We start from the raw sequence: 19,956 nt of genomic DNA on the forward strand, positions 1-19,956 counted from the left end.
TGTGTCAGTGAAATACAGTACTGGGTTCGACCTTCAACCTTCAGAAATATCCAACTGAGTAAACCCCAAGTAACCTAAAAATGATTGGGTCTGATGAAATGCCCATGAGAATAAACCTCACACAGGGGAATGATTATACAGGGCATTCCATCTGACCGCTGAAAACAATTATAAACAGATGAAATATCCATGACGGGAGCGCTAGACACCGGGGCATGACTATCAACCCTGCCAAATTCCATGTGAGGTTTAAAATGTAATTACAGCCACCTGAAAATCTCCAGCAGATTGATACCCAGCAGCTGATTCCCAAAAGCTAGAGATCGACACCTGAAAGCAATAATAGGGCTTTGATGGAAAGCTAATCTCTTCTTTTTTGCTGTCTGAAGATATTCGAGTCTATGCCTTTTTCCTATTCAAAACCAGCTATCATCGTTTTTATTTTCAATTATTGCAGCAACTTTTTGATTTCATAATCTTGAAGGTGGGCATTCAACCAGCCGGCCTCCAGCGAAGCGTCATATTTTTTGTAGAAATTGATCGCGGGTTTATTCCAGTCCAAGACTTGCCACATCATCCCAGTACAGTTGGCTTCCAAGGCCTGTTGCATGATTCGGTCAAATAGCAATTTTCCCGCTCCATTTCCCCTTTCGGATTCGGTCACTACAATGTCTTCTAGGTACATGCGTTTTCCCTTCCAGGTGCTGTAGCGATAGTAATAAATAGCGATTCCAATGATTTCCTGATTTTCATTCTTTTCACAAACAAAAAGTCCAAAAACCGGGTGTTCACCAAATCCATCTTTTTCCATCATTTCTAAGGTATTGGTGACTTGCTCGGGAGCCTTTTCGTAGAGGGCGAGTTCTTTGATTAGTTCCAAAACCCGTGGGAGATCCTCGATTTTTCCTGCTCTGATTGTGTACATGATTTGATAAATTAAGTTTATTTGGAAATTCCTATAGAGAAAGCCTAAATTAGTCAAAACTCAGAGAAAGCATGTTTTTAGCCATCGATGCCGGAAATTCCAATGTTGTTTTTGCACTTTTTGATGAAAAGTCCGGTAAATGGACCAATCAGTTTCGACTGGAAACTAAAACCAACAAACTTATCTCTCAGTTGAGTCAGAAAGTCCCAGTTTATTTTTTGGAGCATTCCTTAACTCCGGCAGACATCCTGGGCATAGGAATGAGTTCAGTTGTACCGGAGATCAATTCGATTTTGGTTGATTTTTGCACAAGTTATTTTGGTAAGGAGCCATTTCAAATTACCGAAAAGAGCTATCAAAATCTCCCGGTAAAAAGCCTCCGTCCCCAAGAAATAGGGGCCGATCTGATGTGTAATGTCATGGCCGCTTGGGATCGTTATCAAAGTCCCCTGATTATTGTCGATTTTGGGACTGCGCTGACCTTCACTGTGGTCGATTCAGAAGGTAGTATTCTCGGCGTAAATATTGTGCCCGGCTTGAAAACTGCGATCAAGTCTTTGTTTCTCAATACCTCCAAACTTCCCGAAGTAGAACTCAAATTACCCGAATCGGCAATTGGAAAAAACACCATTCACGCGATCCAAGCAGGAGTTTTGTATGGATATACCAGTTTGGTAAAAGGCATGCTCCAAACCATCCGGGAAGAATTGAAATCTGACTTTAAGGTGATTGCCACCGGAGGCTTGTCGGCCATATTGACTCCACTGGAATCGGATTTTGATCTGGTGGATAAAAATTTAACCCTGGAAGGACTAAGGTTAATTTACTTGATAAATCAGGCGAATTAATGGTTGAACCTTAACATGAGGTTAGGGTCTGGACAAAGTTCTGCATAGGTTTTTACCTCTCTTTGGGAAGCCACACCGGGAAAATCCCCCCAATTTCCATTCAGGTCCCAGATGAGTTGAAAGTGCAAATGGGGCGGCCAATCCCCATTTTCCGGGTATGGCCCGACATGACAAAGCCTGTCGCCTCTGTTGATTTGCTGACCTACTTGGAGGGTACTCAAGTCAGAACGAAAGAGGTGCCCATAAAGGCTAAAAAGTGTTCGCTCTCCCAATTTATGCTGGACAATGATGGTTGGGCCATAGTTTCCAAAGCCTGCATTGTCCTGGAAACTGTGAATCACGCCATCAAAAGGGCAAAAAACCGGCGTTCCCGCCTCGCACCAAAGGTCAATCCCCAAGTGAATATTTCTAAAATCCGCCAAAGGAGTCGCAAAAACCTCTGATCGGCGGTAAATCGCTCGATGCTCCAAGTATCCTCCAAAACCAAATTGTTTTTGTGCTGAGGAAAGCTGTGAAAAAACAAAATCTGTAAAATGAGCGGTCTGGGTTAAATCGACCTTTTCCAAGTCTTCATTCTTTGGGCTGAAATCCAGTTTAATCGTATTTTCAGCGGTAAGTTGTTCTCCCATTACAGGATAAAAATCAATCGTATTCCAATTCATATTCGAAATAAAACAGTTTTTCTCTGGACTAGAAAGGCTTGAAAAAATAAATGGGATTTTTGAGGACTTTTTCTCATTCCTGCCTAATTTTCCTCTATGAATCAAAATCCATTTCCCTCGCTCAATGATATTCGTTTTGCCGCTGTGAGGATTAAGCCATTTACTCACCGAACTCCGATTTTGAAAAGTGAGGCAATTGATGAACTAGCAGGCTGCCAGCTATTTTTTAAATGTGAAAACTTTCAGAAAGTAGGAGCATTTAAAGCCCGAGGTGCTGCCAATGCGGTCATGAAACTCACTGATGATCAAAAAGAAAAAGGAGTGGCCACTCATAGTAGCGGAAATCACGCAGCTGCTCTGGCTCGGGCAGCAAGGGTAGCTGGAATCCCAGCCTACATTGTCATGCCTTCCAATGCCCCAGAGATCAAAAAGAAAGCGGTCAAAGGCTACGGAGGGGAAATTATCGAATGCGAACCTACGCTCCAAGCCAGAGAAACAACCTTAGCCGAGATAGTTCATCAAACCGGAGCAGCTTTTATTCCGCCCTATGACCACTTGGATGTGATCGAGGGCCAAGCTACCTGTGCCTTAGAGTTTCTTGAGGATCAGCCGAATTTGGACATTTTAATGGCCCCCGTAGGAGGTGGAGGATTACTAGGCGGAACGGCTTTACTGAGTCATTATTGGGATGAGGATATCGAAATTATTGCAGGAGAACCCACGGGTGCTGACGATGCTTACCGTTCGTTTCACGCAGGAAAGATTATCCCCCAGACCAACCCAAAAACCATAGCGGATGGCTTGCTGACCTCTTTGGGCAAGTTGAATTTTGAACTTATCCAGCGCTATGTCGATGATATACTTTTGGCAACAGATTCCCAAATTATCGAGGCCATGCGCTTGATTTATGAGCGAATGAAAATCGTCATCGAACCCTCTTGCGCAGTTCCTTTAGCGGCACTTTTGGCCAATAAGGAGCGATTTACCGGGAAAAAGGTAGGAATTATACTATCCGGAGGCAATGTGGATTTGGAAAAGCTTCCGTTTTGAGACTAGCGGAAGGTATATTTAAATCCGAATCCCGCCCTGAAATAGCTGCTATAGTCACTGGGAAAAATCGGCGCGGCTTCCAACACCAATCCCAAATTTTTGCTTCCACCAAAGGGTTTGACTAATAGACCGAAAGGAATACCAACATAAAAATCATGATCTCGGCGATTGTCCCAAACCCCCAGCGCCATGCCTAAATAAAAATTGACGTCTTCCTTTTGGACTAAGTTATAGCCTCCCATCAATTCCAAGTCAATGTCACTTCCGGTACTGATTCGCCCTTCTCCGAACAAGGGTTTATCTGGATTAGAACCAATTGTAACAAAGGTATTTGAGCTGAACATATTGACTCCCGCACTGATTTGAGCTTCAGCTAAAAGTGAAGTGAAGGTGAAGGCGAATAGAAGAAGGGCTAACTTTTTCATAGTGGGTTAAGTTTTGGAGTTATTTTCCCCAAAACAGAACCAAAATCTTACCAAGCTCCCTCTTCTTTTAAAATTTTTCTTCCCTCATGAGCACTTTGAAACGCCGCCTCGATGATTTTGAGTACGCAGATGGCTTCAGAAAGTCTCACCAAAGGCTCTTCGCCTTTCAGGATTTGATCGGCTATATTTTGATAAAATACCCGATAGTCTCCGTTTGCTGTTGGGTAGGGAAGGGTTTCATTTTCCAGGTAAAGTGTACCATATTTTTCTTTGGGTTCCACTCCCCAAGATTCTCCTTCGGGTTTTTCTCCAACTTTAAACGCAGCTTCCTGTACATCAAGGCCAAACTTTTGATAGGAGCCTTTTTCTCCAAGAAGTAAAAACTTAGGTGTGGGGGCATTTACCATAACCCCAGCGGTGGCACGAGCTTTAAGGAACCCGTAATCAAGCGTAATATCAAAATAATCGTCAGCGACGACATGATCCCGCTGCATGCGAATATCTGCTGATACGGCGTCTGGAGTTCCAAATGCCAGTACGAATTGATCGATCAAATGTGTTCCCAAATCATAGGTTATCCCATTTCCTGGGACATTTTTTTCCCGCCAGTTTTCGCCGATTTTTGGTCTAAACCGATCAAAATGAGATTCCAAACAAACGATTCTGCCCAGAAGGTTTTGTTGGAGAATCTGCTGGATGGTCTTGAAATCCCCATCAAAGCGTCTGTTTTGAAAAACCGAGCAAAGTAGATTTTTTTTCTCTGCCAGATCGGAAAGCTCTTGAGCCTCTTTGGAGAAAATAGTTACTGGTTTATCCACGACCACATGTTTTCCAGCTTCCAAAGCCAACTTTGCCATCGGGAAATGAAATTCATTGGGGGTGGTAATCACGATCAGATCTGCAGCATCCTGCTCGAGAAGGGACTCTAGGCTTCGGTAGGTTTGAACCTGTGGATATTTTTTTTCACAGGTATTGGACTTTCGTTCTACCACTGCCTGAAGTTCCAAATCCGGACAAACATCAATCAGAGGCGCGTGCATTTTTTCAGCAACCGAACCAAATCCAACGATAGCGACACGTATAGGGGAAAAGAGTTTCATTACAGGTTCATTTCGTAGGCTTTGTTTACCAGTTCTACCCGGGTGTTGACTCCAAGTTTATGATGGATATTTTTGCGATGGGTTTCTATGGTATTTTGGCTTAGTCCCAAGTTTTTGGCGATTTCCTTATTGGTAAGACCGTCTTTGACCAAAGTAATGATCTGAACCTCTCGTCTAGAGAGTTTGTACTTGTCGCGAAAGGAATCATAAAAAGCATTAGGCCTGGCTTGCTCGATGATCCGGTCAAAATTAATGACATGTCGACCTTCAAAGACCTCATGAATAGTAAATACCAGTTCATCCGGATCAGCATCTTTGAGGATAAATCCGTCAGCTCCTTTGTCCATCGCTTCTTTGAATATCTTTTCTTCATCATACATGGAGAGGACGATAACTTTAATGCCGAAGTCTCCATTTTTGATTTGGTCCAATACGCCAAATCCATCCAAGATGGGCATATTTAGGTCTGTCAAGATAATATCTACTTCATGGTCTTGAATAAAATCTATCACCTCCTGTCCATTGGCAAAGACGCCAGAAATTTCAAACTCTGGGTGTTCTTCCAAAAGACCTTCTATTCCTTTTGCAAAGAGGGTGTGGTCGTCGGCTATCGCAATACGGATCATAATCAAATGGGTGAGCTTGAAATTAGCCTTATATTTTTAATTTGGCAATAAGAGTTTGATGTCTGTGCCTTTGCCGAGGATGGAAGTCACAAAAAATTGCCCACCTATCGTTTCCATCCGTTTCTTAAGGTTATACATTCCACTCCCTGTGGATTTAACACTGGGGTCAAAACCTTTTCCATTATCTGAAATATGGATTTGATATTCCTGAGGGTTTTGCTGAATTTTTACTTCGATTTTGCTGGGAGAAGCATGTTTGATCGCATTGTTGAGACATTCTTGAACCACTCTAATCAGCACCAGTTTTTTATCTTTTGAAAATGCCGGCTCCTCTTGGCAGCTCTCAAGCGTGGTTTCACAAAAGCCAGTTTCCTGTATTTTTAAAAGTTGCTGGGAAATAAATTCCTTCAATGACATGGATTCGACCCAATCCAGGTTGAGTGTTTTAGAAAGTCCTCTTACCTCAGTGATGATTTTGGTAATGAGATTTCTGCCCTCGGCTTGTTTTTCTGGTTTTGAAGAGCCTAAATAAAGTTTAGAAAGGGAAAGTAATTGACCAATGTTATCATGAAGCTCCCGGCCGATATGAGTAAGGGTCTCTTGTTGGATTTCATTTTCTACGTTGAGCAGTGTTTTTTCAAATTCAGTCTGCAGCTGGTTGAGTTTTTGTTTGTTTTGAACTTGGCGCTGCCGATGCAATACCACCATGGCCACGACGAAGGAACTCATGATGGCCCCTAAGAAAATCCCTCCAAAAATGATTGCTAATATTTGGCTTTCCTGCTCAGTCATAGGAAATGGTGAAGGTTGGTTTTTTGAAAATTAGCCGATGTCCCAGGGTCAGCGTAAAGATGATCATGATTAGGGTAAACATAAAACGAAGAATGGTGTGAAGAGCACTTAGTAATTCAGGCTGGGTGGCCCAGAGGTAGTTAAAGGCGATTTGGATCAAAAATACCATCGAAAAGTAAAACAAAATCAAGGTGACTTGCCAAAAAGAAAGCTCGCGTAGTAAATCCATATCCATCAATTTGGGATTGGTCAGTAAATCCATAAAAAATAATCCACAGGAAATAATGATACCCCCATAAAATAGGTAAAAGATCATAGGCTGACTATTGATAATAGGTAAAACCCCAGAAAGTTCTAAAATCAGGGTTACTCCAGTGATGGATACTATCAATCCGCCGATTATCCGTTTAAAGCGGGGATTTTGAATTAAATTTCTAATCAAAAGAAGGAATAAAATACTCCCCAGTTGATTGCTGAAAATATTATACACCCAAACATTGTAAAGGTTTCGAGGATAATTTGGATAGAAATAGTCGTAGATAAATCCATTCCATTCCCGATTGGTATTGGTCAAGCTTCCTAGATGCTCATAAAAAAACACCAATACCATTATCCCGAGAGGATAGGTGAAAAATTTGAGCCTCCGTTCCCGCCTGGGCAAGGTCCAATAAAGAAAAAATGATAGCAAGGTGAGTACTTTTACTGCTATCAAATACCATCTGTAGGATAAAATAAAATCAATCAAAAAATCCATGCGTAATTAGTGGGTTTAAGGGCAGCTTGGAGGGCATTGGACTCCGGTGTTTTCATAATCCCCTTCTTCATCATCACCAATCAGTCCTACATCTTTAATCGGCTTCATCACCAGGGTCAGTCTACCCTCGTACTCATCGGGATTGTTGGGGTGATATTTTTTTGCTGTTTTTTCGGAGTATTCGGTTATGAAAAATTGAATACCGCCTTTCAGAGGATCATTTCCTGCTTCGGCTAAGACCCGTTCTAAGGTTTCCCGATTGAAAAAGACCCAGTTGGTTTGATCATCCACTTGGCCATTTTTGTTTTTCCCGGGCTTTCCTTTTTTGACTTCTTTATCATACTTGCCCTTCATTTCTAAAAAATCTTCTTTTGATATTTTCATGTGTCTATAATTGATTTTCAAAGGTCACATGGAATCTCGCAGGGTTGGCAGTCATACCAAAGTGTGACTATTTAGTCATGCTCGATTTCATGTGGTTATTAGTTTGTCTCAGATGCAATACCCGGATGATCATTCCCCTATGTGAGAATTATGCTTATGGGCATTTCATGTTTTGTTAGTTAGGTGAAATGTGTGGAAAATATAAGGCTTTCTTTTCAATAGAAATTGGATTTTTTGAGGAATAGTTTTATCAAAATGAAAAAAGGAAAGCGATAAGCTTTCCTTTTCCTTAGATTAGGTAGACTGAGGAATTATTCCAGTCCCTTGTCCCGCATTTTTTTAAACTCATCAAACCTACGGTAGATAGCCACGGTAAATCCAATCAGCATTAGAATCGAACCAATCCAAAGCACATTGATGTAAGGTTTGACGATGGCCTTCATCACGACGTAATCTTTCTGATATTGATTGACCTTGAAAACAAATTGATTTTGTTCGGGTAGGATATTGTCCAAAGTGACTTTGATGCCTAGTTCATTATCCACCACGGGGAGTTTTCCCACTTGGTTGTTCCGGATAATGAAGGTAGGTTCCAGCGTTTTCTCCACATCATAATCCAAAATTCGAAGCTTGGCTTTAACTGCAACATCCCCTTCTTGTAGCACATAATCATCGATTTCGGTCAACACTTCTGCACCATCAAAATAGGTGACAAAATCTGCCACATGGAATTGATCTCCCGGAGCCACTTCATAAAACTCATCTTCTTTCCACTCAGGGTCTTCATAATCGTTCATGGCAGCGACATAGGTATAAAGATCTCGATCCAGGTAGATTTTAGAATCCGGGGAGGAAATTAGCCCGCCCATACCCTCATTAAACTGAGACATGGGGCTGAGTGAAAATTTCAGCACTTCATTTTGGAAATAATCAATTTTGAAGTAGTCGTTTTCTTCCAATACCAAATTGACTTTATCGCCTTTTTTGAAATAATCCTTGTAGTCCTCCAATGCAATCGCTTCGTTCACTTGACCCGTGGATTCCAAAATCTTTGCAGGAACCAGTTCCTTTATCCCCACCACTTTCTTTTGTCTTCCGCGATAGATCACCGTGTAATCTTTCATCTGCGTGGGCTTATTGATCCAAAGTAGGACATGTTCCTTATTTAATTCATCTTCCCAGCTATTGCTGTAGGTAAGCCCAGACATATTGATTGAAATGGTATCCGAATAGCCAGAACTGAACATGATTCCAATGAGAACCATTCCCAAACCGATATGTGCCAAAGAACCTCCGGCAAGTTTGAAGGTTGATTTTTTGACCAGTTTGGAAAGGATTACTGCATTGGCCACAATTGTGAAAGTCCCTGCCAACACAATGATCATGTATCGCCAGTCATAGACTTTTGCCAAAACGATAATGGCGGCTGAAAGTAAAACAGATATGATGTAGGGAGTCAAAAGCGCCTCTTTTAAGGCTTTTTTATCCATTTTTTGCCACCAAAAAAACTGTCCCACAGCAGTCAATAGAGACAAGGCTACTCCAAACCAAAGTTGGAATTTGGTATAAAACTCCACTTGATCCGCTGGTGGGGCCATATTGGAGATTCCTCCGAAACTTTCCACCAAGGCATTCCAAGCAGGGATCGAGGTGGGCAGAATCACCTGAAAGCCCATCAAGCCTAAGGTTGTTGCACCAATGAAAATCCAAAACTCGCGGGAATAAACGGATGCTTCTCGCTCCGAACTCGGAATGTGTTTCCAGGAGCGAATGGCAAAAAACAGGGCGACCACCAGAAAAAAGAGCATGTAAATCAGCAGCTGTCCAGAAAGTCCCAAGTCTGTAAAGGAGTGAACGGAAGCATCTCCCAAAACTCCTGAGCGAACCAAAAATGTAGCATACAATACCAAAATGAAGGATAAAATCACCAACACAATGGAAGTTTTCAAGGCTGTACTACTTTTTTTATAGGTTATCATGGTGTGTACAGAAGCCACCAAAATCAACCAAGGGACATAGACGGCATTTTCGACCGGGTCCCAGTTCCAATAGCCCCCAAAATTCAGGGTAACATAGGCCCAATAAGCCCCCATCAGGATGCCCATTCCCAGAATCATCGTGGAGAAAATTGCCCAAGGCAAAGCCGGTCTGACCCATTCGGAATAGCGCTGGGTTGCCAACCCTCCAATCAAGAAAGCAAAGGGCACCAAGGTCGAGGCATAGCCCAAAAACAGGGTTGGCGGGTGAATGACCATCCAAATGTTTTGCAACAAGGGATTCAGTCCCGTACCGTCTTCGGGGATAAAATCGGGGTTCATTTGAAAAATTGGCGCTTGTGTGGCATCGCGAAGTAGAATAAATGGAGAGCTCCCAATTTTCAAATCACCAATCACCACACCCATAATCATCGACACCAAAAAGGCCTGAACGAGAGCAAAAACAATCATAACCGGAGCTTCCCAGGCTTTATTGGTATGAATAAGGCTTATCCCTAAGACGACATTCCAGAATATCCACAGAATGAAAGCTCCTTCCTGCCCCTCCCAGAAACTGGAAATCATGTAATGAACCGGCAGCGCTTTGCTGGAGTGGGAGTAGGCGTAAAAATATTCGAAGCGATGATTGTAAATGATCTCAAAAAGTGAAAAGGCAATCATTACACTGGAAACCGCATGCACGTAAAAGCTGACTCTGCTAAAGCGTCTCCAGCTTGATTTTTCTAGTTCATTTGCTTTGTAGTATTGGTAATAGGCATAAGCCGATACCAAAGCACTGACAAAGGCCACAATGCTCATCACATGGCCTAGATTACCGATAAAGGTATTGATCATGATTGTTTTTTAAAGCTTCTACTTCACATTCCTGCCGCCTGCACGTCCGTTTCCTGATATTTAGAGGGACACTTCATCAGGATTTTATCTGCGATGAAAATCTCATCATTCTTAAATTGGCCGATTACAACCACCGATTCGGATCGAGTAAAATCAGCCGGGACAGGTTCATTGTAAAATACCTCCTGCTCGGTACCTTCATTGTCAACTAAAACAAAGGTAAAGGAGGTTTTATCTTCTCGAACATGGAGTCCTACGACTTCACCGTCGGTATCTTTCTTCAATTGACCTACCACATGGATGGCATTTTCATTGCCGTCTTTTTTCATTTCCAAGGCCGTATTGAAAGATTCATAGCTGCTCGCATCCCCGATTGAAGTCATGATAATGACAATGGCGATTGCGATGATTCCTATTCCAATTAGATTTCCTTTTTTCATCTGTTTATAATTTGTTTCTCAGAGGTCATATGGAATCTCGCAATTTTAATCCTCCCGGTGTGTGACGGGTACGTCATGCTCGATTTCATCTGTTTAAAATTTGCTTTTTAGCGATCAGATGGAATCTCGCAATGATAATCATCTCGCTGTGTGACGGGTAGGTCATGCTCGATTTCATCTGTTAATAATTTTTTTTAAGGACACATGGAATCTTCGCATTTTTCCCCCATATAATGGGTGTCGCTTGGGTCGTGCTCGATTTCATGGTATTTCGTATTAATTGGCCGGTAGGCTTTTTTCGATTTTGCTAATTTTCCGTTCGGTATAGACCAGATAGCCCGTAATTCCGATGAAGATAATTCCGATGATGCCTACCAATACATAGATTTTTCCATCTTCACGCATTTTGTCGGCCATCTCAATTTGATTATTGCTGTAATCTGATTCAGTCACCTCAATTTTATCCTGGGCGATCGCCTGCAGGGAAAAGACAAGTAAGAAGACAAGTGCTAGTTTTTTCATGCTTAGGAATTGATCAATTTATCTTCAAGGGTTCGTTCCACTCTACGCATTCTAACTCGTACGGTTGCTATCCATGCACCCATAAGTGTCCATCCAATGATGGCGGGATAAAATACCATTCGGAGTTTGGAATCAAGATCGTAAGCATTGAAGCCGGGATTTCCCCCATTACCGGGATGAAGGCTGTCGGTCAAGCGAGGTAAAACGAAGATTAATGGAATAAATGCCGCAAAGGCAAAGATGTTGTAAATCGCCCCAATCCGCCCTCGTTGCTGGGAATCGGTAAGTGAATTTCTGAGGATCAAATAAGCAAAATACATCAACAGCCCAATGGCTGAAGCGTTTTGCTTGGGGTCTCCGCTCCAATAATCTCCCCAAGTGAATTTAGCCCATAGCATCCCGGTGGCAATCCCTAAAACTCCAAAAAGAATAGCTGAATTGGTAAATTCAATAGCCAGATCATCATGCTTCAACTCATTGCTTCGCAAATAGCGAATGCTGTAATAAACCGATACCATCAACATGAGAATCATCCCAAACCACATGGTTACATGAAAATGTAAGGCGCGGATGGTTTCATTTAGAATTGGCAAGCGAGGAGCATCCATCAGCAATCCCGCAAAGATGGTGTACAGCAGCAGTGCGATGGCAAGGATTTTCCACCAAGATTGGCGCATAGGTAATTTTTGCTTTTTCAAGTGCAAAAATAAGGTATAAGTTCCTGAAAACGCTGCTTTTTATTACAAAAGGTAAAGGCCAAGCTGTGATCAACCCGGCCTTTGATTTTTGTCAACAGGAATACTTATTCGTTTGGTGTCAAAGGATTACTTTTTCGAATCAATCCGTCCGGTAATTCTCCCTCTGTGCTTGCTACAATAGTACAGACTGTCGCATCTCCTGTGACATTAACCACGGTTCGAAACATATCTAAAATTCGGTCTGGGGCTATAATCAAGGCAATCCCGGCAGCGGGTACGCCAATGGATTCTAAGACGATAATCAACATGATCAATCCCGCGCCCGGTACTCCCGCCGAACCGATAGAGGCAAGAGTTGCAGTCAGGACAATCATCAACTGCTGGGTCCAAGTCAGATCCATTCCCAATGCTTGAGCGATGAACACCGCGGCAACACCCTGGTACAAACTCGTCCCATCCATATTAACAGTCGCCCCAAGAGGAAGCACAAAGCTGGAAACTTCTTCAGAAACCCCGATTTCTTCTTCTACTTGCTTCATGGTAACCGGTAGGGTTGCTGAACTGGAACTGGTCGAGAAGGCTAGCAATTGGGCGGGTCGAATGGCCTTGAAAAAATCCAAGTAAGGGACTTTAGTAAAGGCTTTTAGAATGAGTGGATAAACCAATAAAATCATGGTAAATAATCCACCCACAACTACTGCGCTATATTTTAACAGGGCCAGGAGTAATTCGACGGCAGAATCAGGGTTGTCTCCTGCTATTTCCACGATCAGCGAAGCCATCAATGCAAATACACCATAAGGGGCGATCAGCATAATATAATTGACGATTTGAATAATTACATCGTTTAGTCCGTCAAAAAAAGCAATGACTGGCGCTCCTTTTTGTTTGGGGATTTGGAGTAATGCAATGCCCACCAAAATAGCAAAGAAGACCACCTGAAGCATCGCTCCATTATTCCCAGCGGCCAAAAATACATTTTCCGGTACGATATCCACTAAAGGCTGAAGGGGACTCTGCTCCTGTAATTCTGCAGCTTGCCCTACCCGATTTCCCGCATCTCCTTCATAAAGATTCATGAGGTTTTCGCGAGTTTCAATTGGGAGGCTTTTTCCAGGTTTAAAAATATTGACCAAGAGTAAACCAATGGTGATAGCCAAAACGGTGGTCGTAAGGTATGCCCCTATGGTTTTTCCACCGATTCGGCTAAGTTTGGAAATATCACCAAGATTGGAAACCCCGACGATTAGTGAGGCAAAAACCAAAGGTACGGCAATCATCTTCAGTGCGTTGATGAAAATGGTGCCGATAGGCTTGATGTAATCGACGGTAAAGGAATTGGGCAGATCAGTTTTGATCACGACTAGTCCGAAGATCAAGCCTAAAATCAGGCCGATAATGATCTGCGTATGTAAGGGAATTTTCTTCAGCATGAAGACAGGGTTTATATATCTCGAAGTTTATTGCTTTTTGCCAACAAAAGATAATCTGCAATGACCAAAGCGGCCATGGCTTCCACGATTGGTACGGCACGGGGTACTACGCAAGGGTCATGTCGCCCTTTACCGCTGACTGTAACCTTGTCACCGGATTCATTGAGGGATTCCTGATCCTGCATGATGGTGGCGACAGGTTTGAAGGCCACCCGAAAGTAAATATCTTCTCCGTTGGAGATCCCACCTTGGATTCCGCCGGAATGATTGGTTTTGGTTTTGACTTGTTCTCCCTCTTTAACAAAGGCATCATTATGCTGGGATCCCCGCATTTTGACTCCTTCGAAACCACTCCCAAATTCAAATCCCTTCACCGCATTGATGCTGAGCATGGCTTTACCAAGCTCGGCATGGAGACGGTCAAAAACAGGTTCTCCAAGACCAGCGGGTGCATGTTGGATGACACAGCTGACCACTCCACCAATGGTATCCCGATCTTTTCGAACCGAATCGATCAATTCGATCATTTGCGCTGCGGTCTGTGGGTCAGGGCATCTGACAATATTATTTTCAATTTCAGAAAAATCCAGCTTCCGGTAATCTTTATCCAGCTTTAGCTCTCCTACTTGAGAGACAAAGGCAGTAATCTTTATGCCTTTTTTGGCTAGCAGCATTTTGGCTATGGCACCTCCGGCAACCCGTGCGGCAGTTTCACGCGCTGAGCTTCTTCCACCCCCACGGTAATCCCGAATTCCATATTTTTCGAAATAGGTATAATCGGCATGGGAGGGACGAAATTTATCGGCAATGTGGGAATAATCCTTGCTTTTTTGATCCGCATTTCGAATGATGATTCCGATAGGCGTACCCGTACTTTTCCCCTCAAATACCCCGGAAAGAAGTTCAATTTCGTCTTCCTCTTTTCGTTGCGTGGTGATTTTGGACTGACCGGGTTTTCGCCGTTGCATTTCTGCCCGAATAAATTGCTCATCGATATCCAATCCTGCCGGACAGCCTTCGACCGTTACCCCAAGTGCAATCCCGTGGGATTCCCCAAATGTGGTGATTTTAAAAAGCTTCCCAAATGTATTACCCATTATTTTCTTCGTATGATGATCACTGCCAAAAAGACCACGGAGGCCAAAAGTAGCAAGTTTATCGCGACGGTAAAATAGTATTTATATCGCTCGTTTAAAAACCGGTTGTCTTCACTGGCAATCCGGTCATAGATTCCTCCTAGCCTTCGATTGGAAATTGCCTGATTTACTTTGCTTTCTCCAACTGCCTTAATGATGGCGGTAGGTCGGAGCGTGTCGTAAACAGCTCTAGTTGGATCAAAATAAATCCATTCTAAAGTTTCTCCGAGGTTCACTTCGCTGGCCTCATTGATGGTCATAAAATAATTGAATTCTTTGATTCCGGAGACTCTTCCGTATCCGCGATTGATTTGCTGTCTAACATTGGGGTCGAAAGTGTCAATATTTCGACCAGGTAAGAGTTTAGGCGGAGAAATCGCGTTGATATTTCCTACTCCGGAGATTCCAAAGCTATAATTAAAACCTTCACCGGTTTCTACTTCCAACTCGGTAATGTTTTCTCTAAGCTGATATTCGCCCACAGCTACTTCATTTCGAAGGGGATGGGAGGGCAAGGGTTTGACGGTGACGGTTTTGGGAGCTGAGTAAAAGGTTTTAAAATCTTCCTGTCGATTGGAACCAAAAAAGGTAGGGTTTTTGGCAATTCGATATTTAATCATTTCCCAAGGGATACTGGGGATTTCAAGGGTACCTTCAGAAAAGGGGTAGAAAGTCGCCTCATAAACTTTATACCTCACCCATCGTTTGCCATTGATCATGACTTGCTCAGGGTCTATGTTGGAGATATTGTAATTTTCTTCCCAAGCGTTGGTAGGTTTGATTTGTTTGAGCACATTATCGAGCTGCTCTCCAGGCTTATGGAAATTAAAAGGGGCTTGATTGGTCTCTGACATGTAAAATGCCAAGGTCATGTTAAACCCTTCTCCAGCAAAGACAGTGTCTTTGTCCACTGTGACCGAAAAAAAAGCTTCATCATCCAACTCAATGTACTCAGGTTCTTCTTGACTCCTGTTGAAAAAATCAGAAAAGGGATCGCCGGTATTTCCTCTGGGTCTGCCACTCGATACCGGATCAGTTACGGTGATGGTTTTTCCTTCAAACTCAAAATTCTGCCCATTGATTTCAATGCTAAAAGGGGGGAGTGAGAATTCTCCTTTTCGGCTGGGCTTGTAGTATTGGATGATGCTATTTGAGCTGGTAACTTGCCCATTGATCACATTCATTGAAGAGGATTGGGAGATCCCTTGCTTTTGGAAACCGGGAATATCCGGAAATTGATCATAGGACTTGATTTTTTCATTGGCCACATTTATCTTAATGGTGAAAGTCTCATTTAAGCCAATTTGATCGGGACCCAATTCCACTTCCACTTGCTGTGCGAAGAGCTCTCCAGAAAAAAAGAAGAGCACAAATACCAATACAGAAGAAAGTAGCGTTTTACACATGTTGCGAAATTAAGGATAATTCCAATTTGGAAACCCTAATTTTACGTAACATTGGAGGAAAAGCCTCCGTATGGAAACTTAAATTCAGTTAAATAAACCCTAAACTCTTTAGACTATGATAGAATACGTAAAGACCATTTTGCAAAAAGTCAGCTTCTCCAAGTATTTGTTTGAGCGGGAGTTGCGAAAAGGCCTGAGACTTATTTTACCAACAGAAGTCGAGGAATTTAGAGCTTGGTGCTACCAAATGTTTGAGAAAGTTCACGGTAGTATTCTCAACCGGTATTTTCAGCCGGCTAGTTGATCAAAATTTGAGCCCTGCCTTCAAAAGCAGGGTTTTTTTAATTTCTTTTTTCAAATTCTGCCTTTGCTCCGTCCAGATATTCCACAAAAGCCTGAATATCGGTGTCATAGGCTCTTGGCTTGGCGACCAACTCTTCTTGATGATCTAAAATCACATAGTAAGGCTGTGCATTGTTTTGGAATCGGGTAATCTGAAAATCCGCATTTTGCTTACCCATGGTTTTTTTGACTTTTCCGTCGTATTCGGAAGTATACCATTCTTGCTCAGGAAGCTCGAGTCGCTCGTCAATGTAGAGCGCAACCATCACAAAATCCTCCTTCAGGCGGCGAAGAACCTCCGGATCAACCCATACATTTTCTTCCATTTTACGGCAATTGACACAGCCATGACCCGTAAAGTCAATCAAAAGCGGTTTATCAGCTTTCTTGGCTGCTCGTAGGCCTTGCTCGTAGTCGAAGTAACCTTTGATGCCATGAGGAATCTCCAAAATATCGGCATATTTCACGGGCTCATCCAAGACATAGGAACCACTAGCTGCACCTGAAGAAACTGCTCCTATTTTAAACTGTTGTGTGCTCATCGGGGGGAGATAACCACTCAGGTATTTGAGCGGAGCACCCCAAAGCCCCGGAATCATATAGACCACAAACATGAAGGTGAACAGCGCTAAAAGAAGACGCGGTACCCCGATGTATTCCAGTTTTGAGTCATGTGGCAAGCGGATTTTGCCCAATAAATACAAACCCAAAGCTCCGAAAATCACAATCCAGATAATGAGGAAAATATCCCGGTCCAAAATTCCCCAGTGATACACCAAATCGGCAATGGATAGAAACTTGAAGGCCAAGGCCAATTCCAAAAAGCCCAGCACCACTTTCACTGAGTTGAGCCAACCGCCGGATTTAGGCAGTCGATTCATCCATTCCGGGAAGATGGCAAAAAGCGTAAAGGGAATGGCAAAAGCTAAGGAAAAAGCAAACATGCCCAAGATAGGTTTGATCAATTCTCCCCCAGCCGAAGAAATCAAAATCGAACCCACGATGGGTCCTGTGCAAGAAAAGGAAACCAAAACTAAAGTAAAAGCCATGAAGAATATTCCTCCAAGTCCCCCTTTTTCGGCCTTGGCATCCACCTTATTGACAAATCCAGAAGGCAAGTTAATTTCGAATAAACCTAAGAAGGCTAAAGCGAAAAAGATGAAAATTCCAAAGAAGAAAAGATTGGGAAGCCAGTGCGTGGCCAGCCAATTGGCAAACTCAGGACCCTGAATCGCCGCCACTACCGTACCCGCAATCGTGTAGATTCCGATAATGGAAATGCCATAAATAAAAGCCTGTCGGATTCCAGTCGCCTTACTTTTTGCCCGTCCGGTAAAAAAACTCACCGTCATCGGGATCATGGGAAATACGCAAGGGGTCAAAAGTGCAGCCAATCCGGCCAGAAAAGCCAAAACCATAAAACCCCAGAGACTGGTATCTGAATTTCCTTCTGCTTGGAAATTAGTAATCGATCCTGAATCCTGCTCAGCTGAAGGAGCCTGTTCCTCTGCTTCGGTAAAAATGGGTGCTGATTGGCTCGAATCTTCCAAAATGGGAGTTTTGAGCTGAGCCGATTCAAGTGAATCCTCGTTTTTGGTAAGCGCATCGGCAGGGGATTCTTCTGGGGTCATCTGCTCACCAGCTGAAAAGGAAAACGAAATATCCTCTTCGTAATTGATACATTGTCCGGTAAGATCCGTACACATTTGATACTCGATTACGCCGGTGAAGGTGCCCGATGCATTGATCCGTACCTCCTGCTCAAACCTACCTTCATTCATAAAGTAGGTAATATCTCCCTCCCAAACCTGGTCGTATTTGGTTTTGGCATTAACTTCTCTTAAGGTTCCAATCAGCTCAAAACTCTCCGAATCCTCCAAAACCAAGGTGGTCAGCAGAGGCCCCAAACCCGGATCAAAGTCCGTCCCGTAGACATACCAACTCGCAGGAATGCTCGCCTCAAAAATCAAAGTGGCTTTTTCACCTACCCGAGGTTTTTCAGGGGATAAACTCACCTTCCACTCCGGAGGAGAAATGATTTGCGCCTCCAACTTGGGTGAAAAAAGTAGGATTACTACTAGAATCAGGCTGGAGACCCAAGAGAAAGAAATTTTCATATCGAGCGTTTGGCTTTTAAGGACAAAGGATTTTTGAAGGGGCTTAGTTCCTATTTAGGCCTCACTTAATTTTCTGAAATGACGGAAGAATGCAGCAATGGTCTCAATTCCGATGAAGTAGTTTTGAACGCCATAATGCTCATTGGGCGAGTGAAGCGCATCGGTGTCCAGACCAAAACCAAAAAGGATAGGATCCGAACCCAATTCTTTTTGAAATAAGGCCACAATGGGGATTGACCCGCCTTCTCGCGTTGGAATGGGTCTTTTTCCAAAAGTCTCCTCCATTGCTGCTTCGGCAGCCTTGTATCCGACAGAAGAATCGGAAACCACTGCAGGTGCTCCCCCATGATGGCTTTTTACATTCACACGGACGGAAGCAGGAGCTTTTGATCTGAAATAATCCTCAAATAGCTTGGCAATTTCTTTCCAGTCTTGATCCGGCACCAACCGCATGGAGATTTTTGCATAGGCTTTGGACGGTAGAACCGTTTTGGCCCCTTCGCCGGTATAACCTCCCCAAATACCATTGACATCCAGGGTAGGACGGATGCCTACTCGCTCAATAGTAGTGTAGCCTTTTTCCCCGTGAACCTCATCAATGTCCAACTTGGATTTGTATTCCTGCAGGTCAAAAGGAGCTTCATTGAGGCGACTTCTTTGTTCAGCAGTCAATTCTTGGACCTTGTCGTAAAATCCAGGAATTGTGATATGCTCGTTTTCATCTTTCATCGATGCGATTAGATCACAAAGAACATTGATTGGATTGGCGACCGCACCCCCGTAAGTCCCGGAGTGCAGATCTCGATTGGAGCCGGTGACTTCTACCTCCATGTAGGCCATGCCCCGTAATCCTACCGTGATGGAAGGATCCTGCATCGAGATCATGTGTGTGTCGGATATCAAAATGACATCAGCCTTAAGTTTCTCTTTATTTTCGATGACGAATTGGTCCAAGTTGTCCGAACCGACTTCTTCCTCACCCTCGATCATAAATTTCACATTGCAGGGTAATTCATCGGTTGCCATCATTGCTTCAAAGGCTTTGACATGCATGTAAAACTGACCCTTGTCATCGGCAGAACCCCGGGCAAAAATGGCCCCTTCCGGATGAATTTTAGTTTTCTTTATTACCGGCTCAAATGGCGGAGAATCCCAAAGCTCATAGGGGTCAGCTGGCTGTACATCATAATGTCCATAGACCAATACGGTAGGAAGAGCGGGATCGATGATTTTTTCTCCGTAAACAATCGGATAGCCAGCTGTTTGACAAATCTCTGCGGTATCGGCGCCGGCTTTGATCAGGCTTTCTTTGACAAAATTGGCGGCTTGGAATACCTCGTCTTTGAATTTGGGGTCGGCACTAACCGAAGGGATTCGGAGCAGGTCTAGCAGCTCGTTTAAAAATCGTTCTTTATGGTCTTGGATAAATTGTTGGGCTGACATTCGATCGTTGTTTTGTTAAAGC

19 protein-coding genes and 1 pseudogene are annotated in these 19,956 nt (G+C 43.2%); 3 read left to right on the top strand and 17 right to left on the bottom strand.

Features of this window, described 5'->3' with window-relative positions; all coding sequences use genetic code 11:
- Positions 1–448: 448 nt before the first annotated feature.
- Entirely contained in the window at positions 449–925 is a 477-nt protein-coding gene (locus Q0L00_RS16760) for a GNAT family N-acetyltransferase (protein ID WP_297338043.1), read from the bottom strand.
- Between the two features lie 71 nt (positions 926–996).
- Between Q0L00_RS16760 and Q0L00_RS16765 the strand changes: the two genes are divergently transcribed.
- The gene (locus Q0L00_RS16765; RefSeq protein WP_297338044.1) at positions 997–1,773 is read left to right on the top strand and encodes a type III pantothenate kinase; all 777 of its coding nucleotides are present in this window, start codon (positions 997–999) and stop codon (positions 1,771–1,773) included.
- Here Q0L00_RS16765 and Q0L00_RS16770 read toward each other — a convergent pair.
- Positions 1,770–2,435 carry a peptidoglycan DD-metalloendopeptidase family protein gene (locus Q0L00_RS16770; protein WP_297338045.1) on the bottom strand — a complete coding sequence of 222 codons (666 nt, stop codon included), beginning with the start codon at positions 2,433–2,435 and terminating at the stop codon, positions 1,770–1,772. The genes Q0L00_RS16765 and Q0L00_RS16770 overlap by 4 nt on opposite strands.
- A gap of 96 nt (positions 2,436–2,531) precedes the next feature.
- Between Q0L00_RS16770 and Q0L00_RS16775 the strand changes: the two genes are divergently transcribed.
- A complete protein-coding gene (locus Q0L00_RS16775) occupies positions 2,532–3,485 on the top strand; it encodes a pyridoxal-phosphate dependent enzyme (protein WP_297338046.1) in 954 nt (317 codons plus the stop codon).
- Positions 3,486–3,487: 2 nt separating this feature from the next.
- Here Q0L00_RS16775 and Q0L00_RS16780 read toward each other — a convergent pair whose 3' ends face one another.
- The 13 genes and pseudogenes from Q0L00_RS16780 to Q0L00_RS16840 all read right to left on the bottom strand — a co-directional run bounded on the left by Q0L00_RS16780 (position 3,488) and on the right by Q0L00_RS16840 (position 16,032).
- On the bottom strand, positions 3,488–3,910 hold the full coding sequence (locus tag Q0L00_RS16780; protein WP_297338047.1) for an outer membrane insertion C- signal: 423 nt from the start codon (positions 3,908–3,910) through the stop codon (positions 3,488–3,490).
- Positions 3,911–3,957: 47 nt separating this feature from the next.
- Positions 3,958–5,010 (bottom strand): Gfo/Idh/MocA family oxidoreductase, encoded by a 1,053-nt coding sequence (locus Q0L00_RS16785; protein WP_297338048.1) that lies wholly within the window; start codon positions 5,008–5,010, stop codon positions 3,958–3,960.
- Positions 5,010–5,636, bottom strand: a complete 627-nt coding sequence (locus tag Q0L00_RS16790; RefSeq protein WP_297338049.1) for a response regulator transcription factor — start codon at positions 5,634–5,636, stop codon at positions 5,010–5,012. The genes Q0L00_RS16785 and Q0L00_RS16790 overlap by 1 nt, the downstream gene beginning before the upstream one ends.
- Positions 5,637–5,672: 36 nt before the next feature.
- Positions 5,673–6,428 carry an ATP-binding protein gene (locus Q0L00_RS16795; protein ID WP_297338050.1) on the bottom strand — a complete coding sequence of 252 codons (756 nt, stop codon included), beginning with the start codon at positions 6,426–6,428 and terminating at the stop codon, positions 5,673–5,675.
- On the bottom strand, positions 6,421–7,182 hold the full coding sequence (locus Q0L00_RS16800; RefSeq protein WP_297338051.1) for a hypothetical protein: 762 nt from the start codon (positions 7,180–7,182) through the stop codon (positions 6,421–6,423). Before Q0L00_RS16800 ends, Q0L00_RS16795 begins: the two co-directional genes overlap by 8 nt.
- A gap of 15 nt (positions 7,183–7,197) precedes the next feature.
- Complete coding sequence (locus Q0L00_RS16805) at positions 7,198–7,566, bottom strand: molecular chaperone DnaK (RefSeq protein ID WP_297338052.1); 369 nt, start codon at positions 7,564–7,566, stop codon at positions 7,198–7,200.
- 311 nt (positions 7,567–7,877) lie between these two features.
- Positions 7,878–10,397, bottom strand: coding sequence for a cytochrome c biogenesis protein CcsA (ccsA, locus tag Q0L00_RS16810; RefSeq protein WP_297338053.1), 2,520 nt, complete (start codon positions 10,395–10,397; stop codon positions 7,878–7,880).
- A gap of 23 nt (positions 10,398–10,420) precedes the next feature.
- Positions 10,421–10,837, bottom strand: coding sequence for a cytochrome c maturation protein CcmE (locus Q0L00_RS16815; protein WP_297338054.1), 417 nt, complete (start codon positions 10,835–10,837; stop codon positions 10,421–10,423).
- A 276-nt stretch (positions 10,838–11,113) separates the two neighbouring features.
- The gene (locus tag Q0L00_RS16820; protein WP_297338055.1) at positions 11,114–11,359 is read right to left on the bottom strand and encodes a CcmD family protein; all 246 of its coding nucleotides are present in this window, start codon (positions 11,357–11,359) and stop codon (positions 11,114–11,116) included.
- 2 nt (positions 11,360–11,361) lie between these two features.
- Positions 11,362–12,066, bottom strand: a pseudogene (gene ccsA / locus Q0L00_RS16825) (cytochrome c biogenesis protein CcsA); the annotation flags it as partial.
- Between the two features lie 95 nt (positions 12,067–12,161).
- Positions 12,162–13,490, bottom strand: a complete 1,329-nt coding sequence (locus tag Q0L00_RS16830) for a dicarboxylate/amino acid:cation symporter (RefSeq protein WP_297338056.1) — start codon at positions 13,488–13,490, stop codon at positions 12,162–12,164.
- Positions 13,491–13,501: 11 nt separating this feature from the next.
- The gene (aroC, locus tag Q0L00_RS16835) at positions 13,502–14,587 is read right to left on the bottom strand and encodes a chorismate synthase (RefSeq protein WP_297338057.1); all 1,086 of its coding nucleotides are present in this window, start codon (positions 14,585–14,587) and stop codon (positions 13,502–13,504) included.
- Positions 14,587–16,032 carry a BatD family protein gene (locus tag Q0L00_RS16840; RefSeq protein WP_297338058.1) on the bottom strand — a complete coding sequence of 482 codons (1,446 nt, stop codon included), beginning with the start codon at positions 16,030–16,032 and terminating at the stop codon, positions 14,587–14,589. Before Q0L00_RS16840 ends, aroC begins: the two co-directional genes overlap by 1 nt.
- A 115-nt stretch (positions 16,033–16,147) precedes the next feature.
- Here Q0L00_RS16840 and Q0L00_RS16845 point away from each other — a divergent pair, with 115 nt between their 5' ends.
- A complete protein-coding gene (locus Q0L00_RS16845) occupies positions 16,148–16,336 on the top strand; it encodes a hypothetical protein (protein WP_297338059.1) in 189 nt (62 codons plus the stop codon).
- A 37-nt stretch (positions 16,337–16,373) separates the two neighbouring features.
- Here the strand turns inward: Q0L00_RS16845 and Q0L00_RS16850 are convergent, their stop codons facing one another.
- Positions 16,374–18,491, bottom strand: a complete 2,118-nt coding sequence (locus Q0L00_RS16850) for a cytochrome c biogenesis protein CcdA (protein WP_297338060.1) — start codon at positions 18,489–18,491, stop codon at positions 16,374–16,376.
- Positions 18,492–18,545: 54 nt separating this feature from the next.
- On the bottom strand, positions 18,546–19,934 hold the full coding sequence (locus Q0L00_RS16855) for a dipeptidase (RefSeq protein WP_297338061.1): 1,389 nt from the start codon (positions 19,932–19,934) through the stop codon (positions 18,546–18,548).
- Positions 19,935–19,956 lie beyond the last annotated feature (22 nt).

Origin of the sequence: Algoriphagus sp., from assembly GCF_024305035.1 — a bacterium.
GTDB lineage: Bacteria > Bacteroidota > Bacteroidia > Cytophagales > Cyclobacteriaceae > Algoriphagus.

Excerpts from the sequence above, each read along its gene's own strand:
- Q0L00_RS16760 (WP_297338043.1), bottom strand. The coding sequence starts at position 925 with ATGTACACAATCAGAGCAGGAAAAATCGAGGATCTCCCACGGGTTTTG.
- Q0L00_RS16765 (WP_297338044.1), top strand. The coding sequence starts at position 997 with ATGTTTTTAGCCATCGATGCCGGAAATTCCAATGTTGTTTTTGCACTT.
- Q0L00_RS16770 (WP_297338045.1), bottom strand. The coding sequence starts at position 2,435 with ATGAATTGGAATACGATTGATTTTTATCCTGTAATGGGAGAACAACTT.
- Q0L00_RS16775 (WP_297338046.1), top strand. The coding sequence starts at position 2,532 with ATGAATCAAAATCCATTTCCCTCGCTCAATGATATTCGTTTTGCCGCT.
- Q0L00_RS16780 (WP_297338047.1), bottom strand. The coding sequence starts at position 3,910 with ATGAAAAAGTTAGCCCTTCTTCTATTCGCCTTCACCTTCACTTCACTT.
- Q0L00_RS16785 (WP_297338048.1), bottom strand. The coding sequence starts at position 5,010 with ATGAAACTCTTTTCCCCTATACGTGTCGCTATCGTTGGATTTGGTTCG.
- Q0L00_RS16790 (WP_297338049.1), bottom strand. The coding sequence starts at position 5,636 with ATGATCCGTATTGCGATAGCCGACGACCACACCCTCTTTGCAAAAGGA.
- Q0L00_RS16795 (WP_297338050.1), bottom strand. The coding sequence starts at position 6,428 with ATGACTGAGCAGGAAAGCCAAATATTAGCAATCATTTTTGGAGGGATT.
- Q0L00_RS16800 (WP_297338051.1), bottom strand. The coding sequence starts at position 7,182 with ATGGATTTTTTGATTGATTTTATTTTATCCTACAGATGGTATTTGATA.
- Q0L00_RS16805 (WP_297338052.1), bottom strand. The coding sequence starts at position 7,566 with ATGAAAATATCAAAAGAAGATTTTTTAGAAATGAAGGGCAAGTATGAT.
- ccsA (WP_297338053.1), bottom strand. The coding sequence starts at position 10,397 with ATGATCAATACCTTTATCGGTAATCTAGGCCATGTGATGAGCATTGTG.
- Q0L00_RS16815 (WP_297338054.1), bottom strand. The coding sequence starts at position 10,837 with ATGAAAAAAGGAAATCTAATTGGAATAGGAATCATCGCAATCGCCATT.
- Q0L00_RS16820 (WP_297338055.1), bottom strand. The coding sequence starts at position 11,359 with ATGAAAAAACTAGCACTTGTCTTCTTACTTGTCTTTTCCCTGCAGGCG.
- Q0L00_RS16830 (WP_297338056.1), bottom strand. The coding sequence starts at position 13,490 with ATGCTGAAGAAAATTCCCTTACATACGCAGATCATTATCGGCCTGATT.
- aroC (WP_297338057.1), bottom strand. The coding sequence starts at position 14,587 with ATGGGTAATACATTTGGGAAGCTTTTTAAAATCACCACATTTGGGGAA.
- Q0L00_RS16840 (WP_297338058.1), bottom strand. The coding sequence starts at position 16,032 with ATGTGTAAAACGCTACTTTCTTCTGTATTGGTATTTGTGCTCTTCTTT.
- Q0L00_RS16845 (WP_297338059.1), top strand. The coding sequence starts at position 16,148 with ATGATAGAATACGTAAAGACCATTTTGCAAAAAGTCAGCTTCTCCAAG.
- Q0L00_RS16850 (WP_297338060.1), bottom strand. The coding sequence starts at position 18,491 with ATGAAAATTTCTTTCTCTTGGGTCTCCAGCCTGATTCTAGTAGTAATC.
- Q0L00_RS16855 (WP_297338061.1), bottom strand. The coding sequence starts at position 19,934 with ATGTCAGCCCAACAATTTATCCAAGACCATAAAGAACGATTTTTAAAC.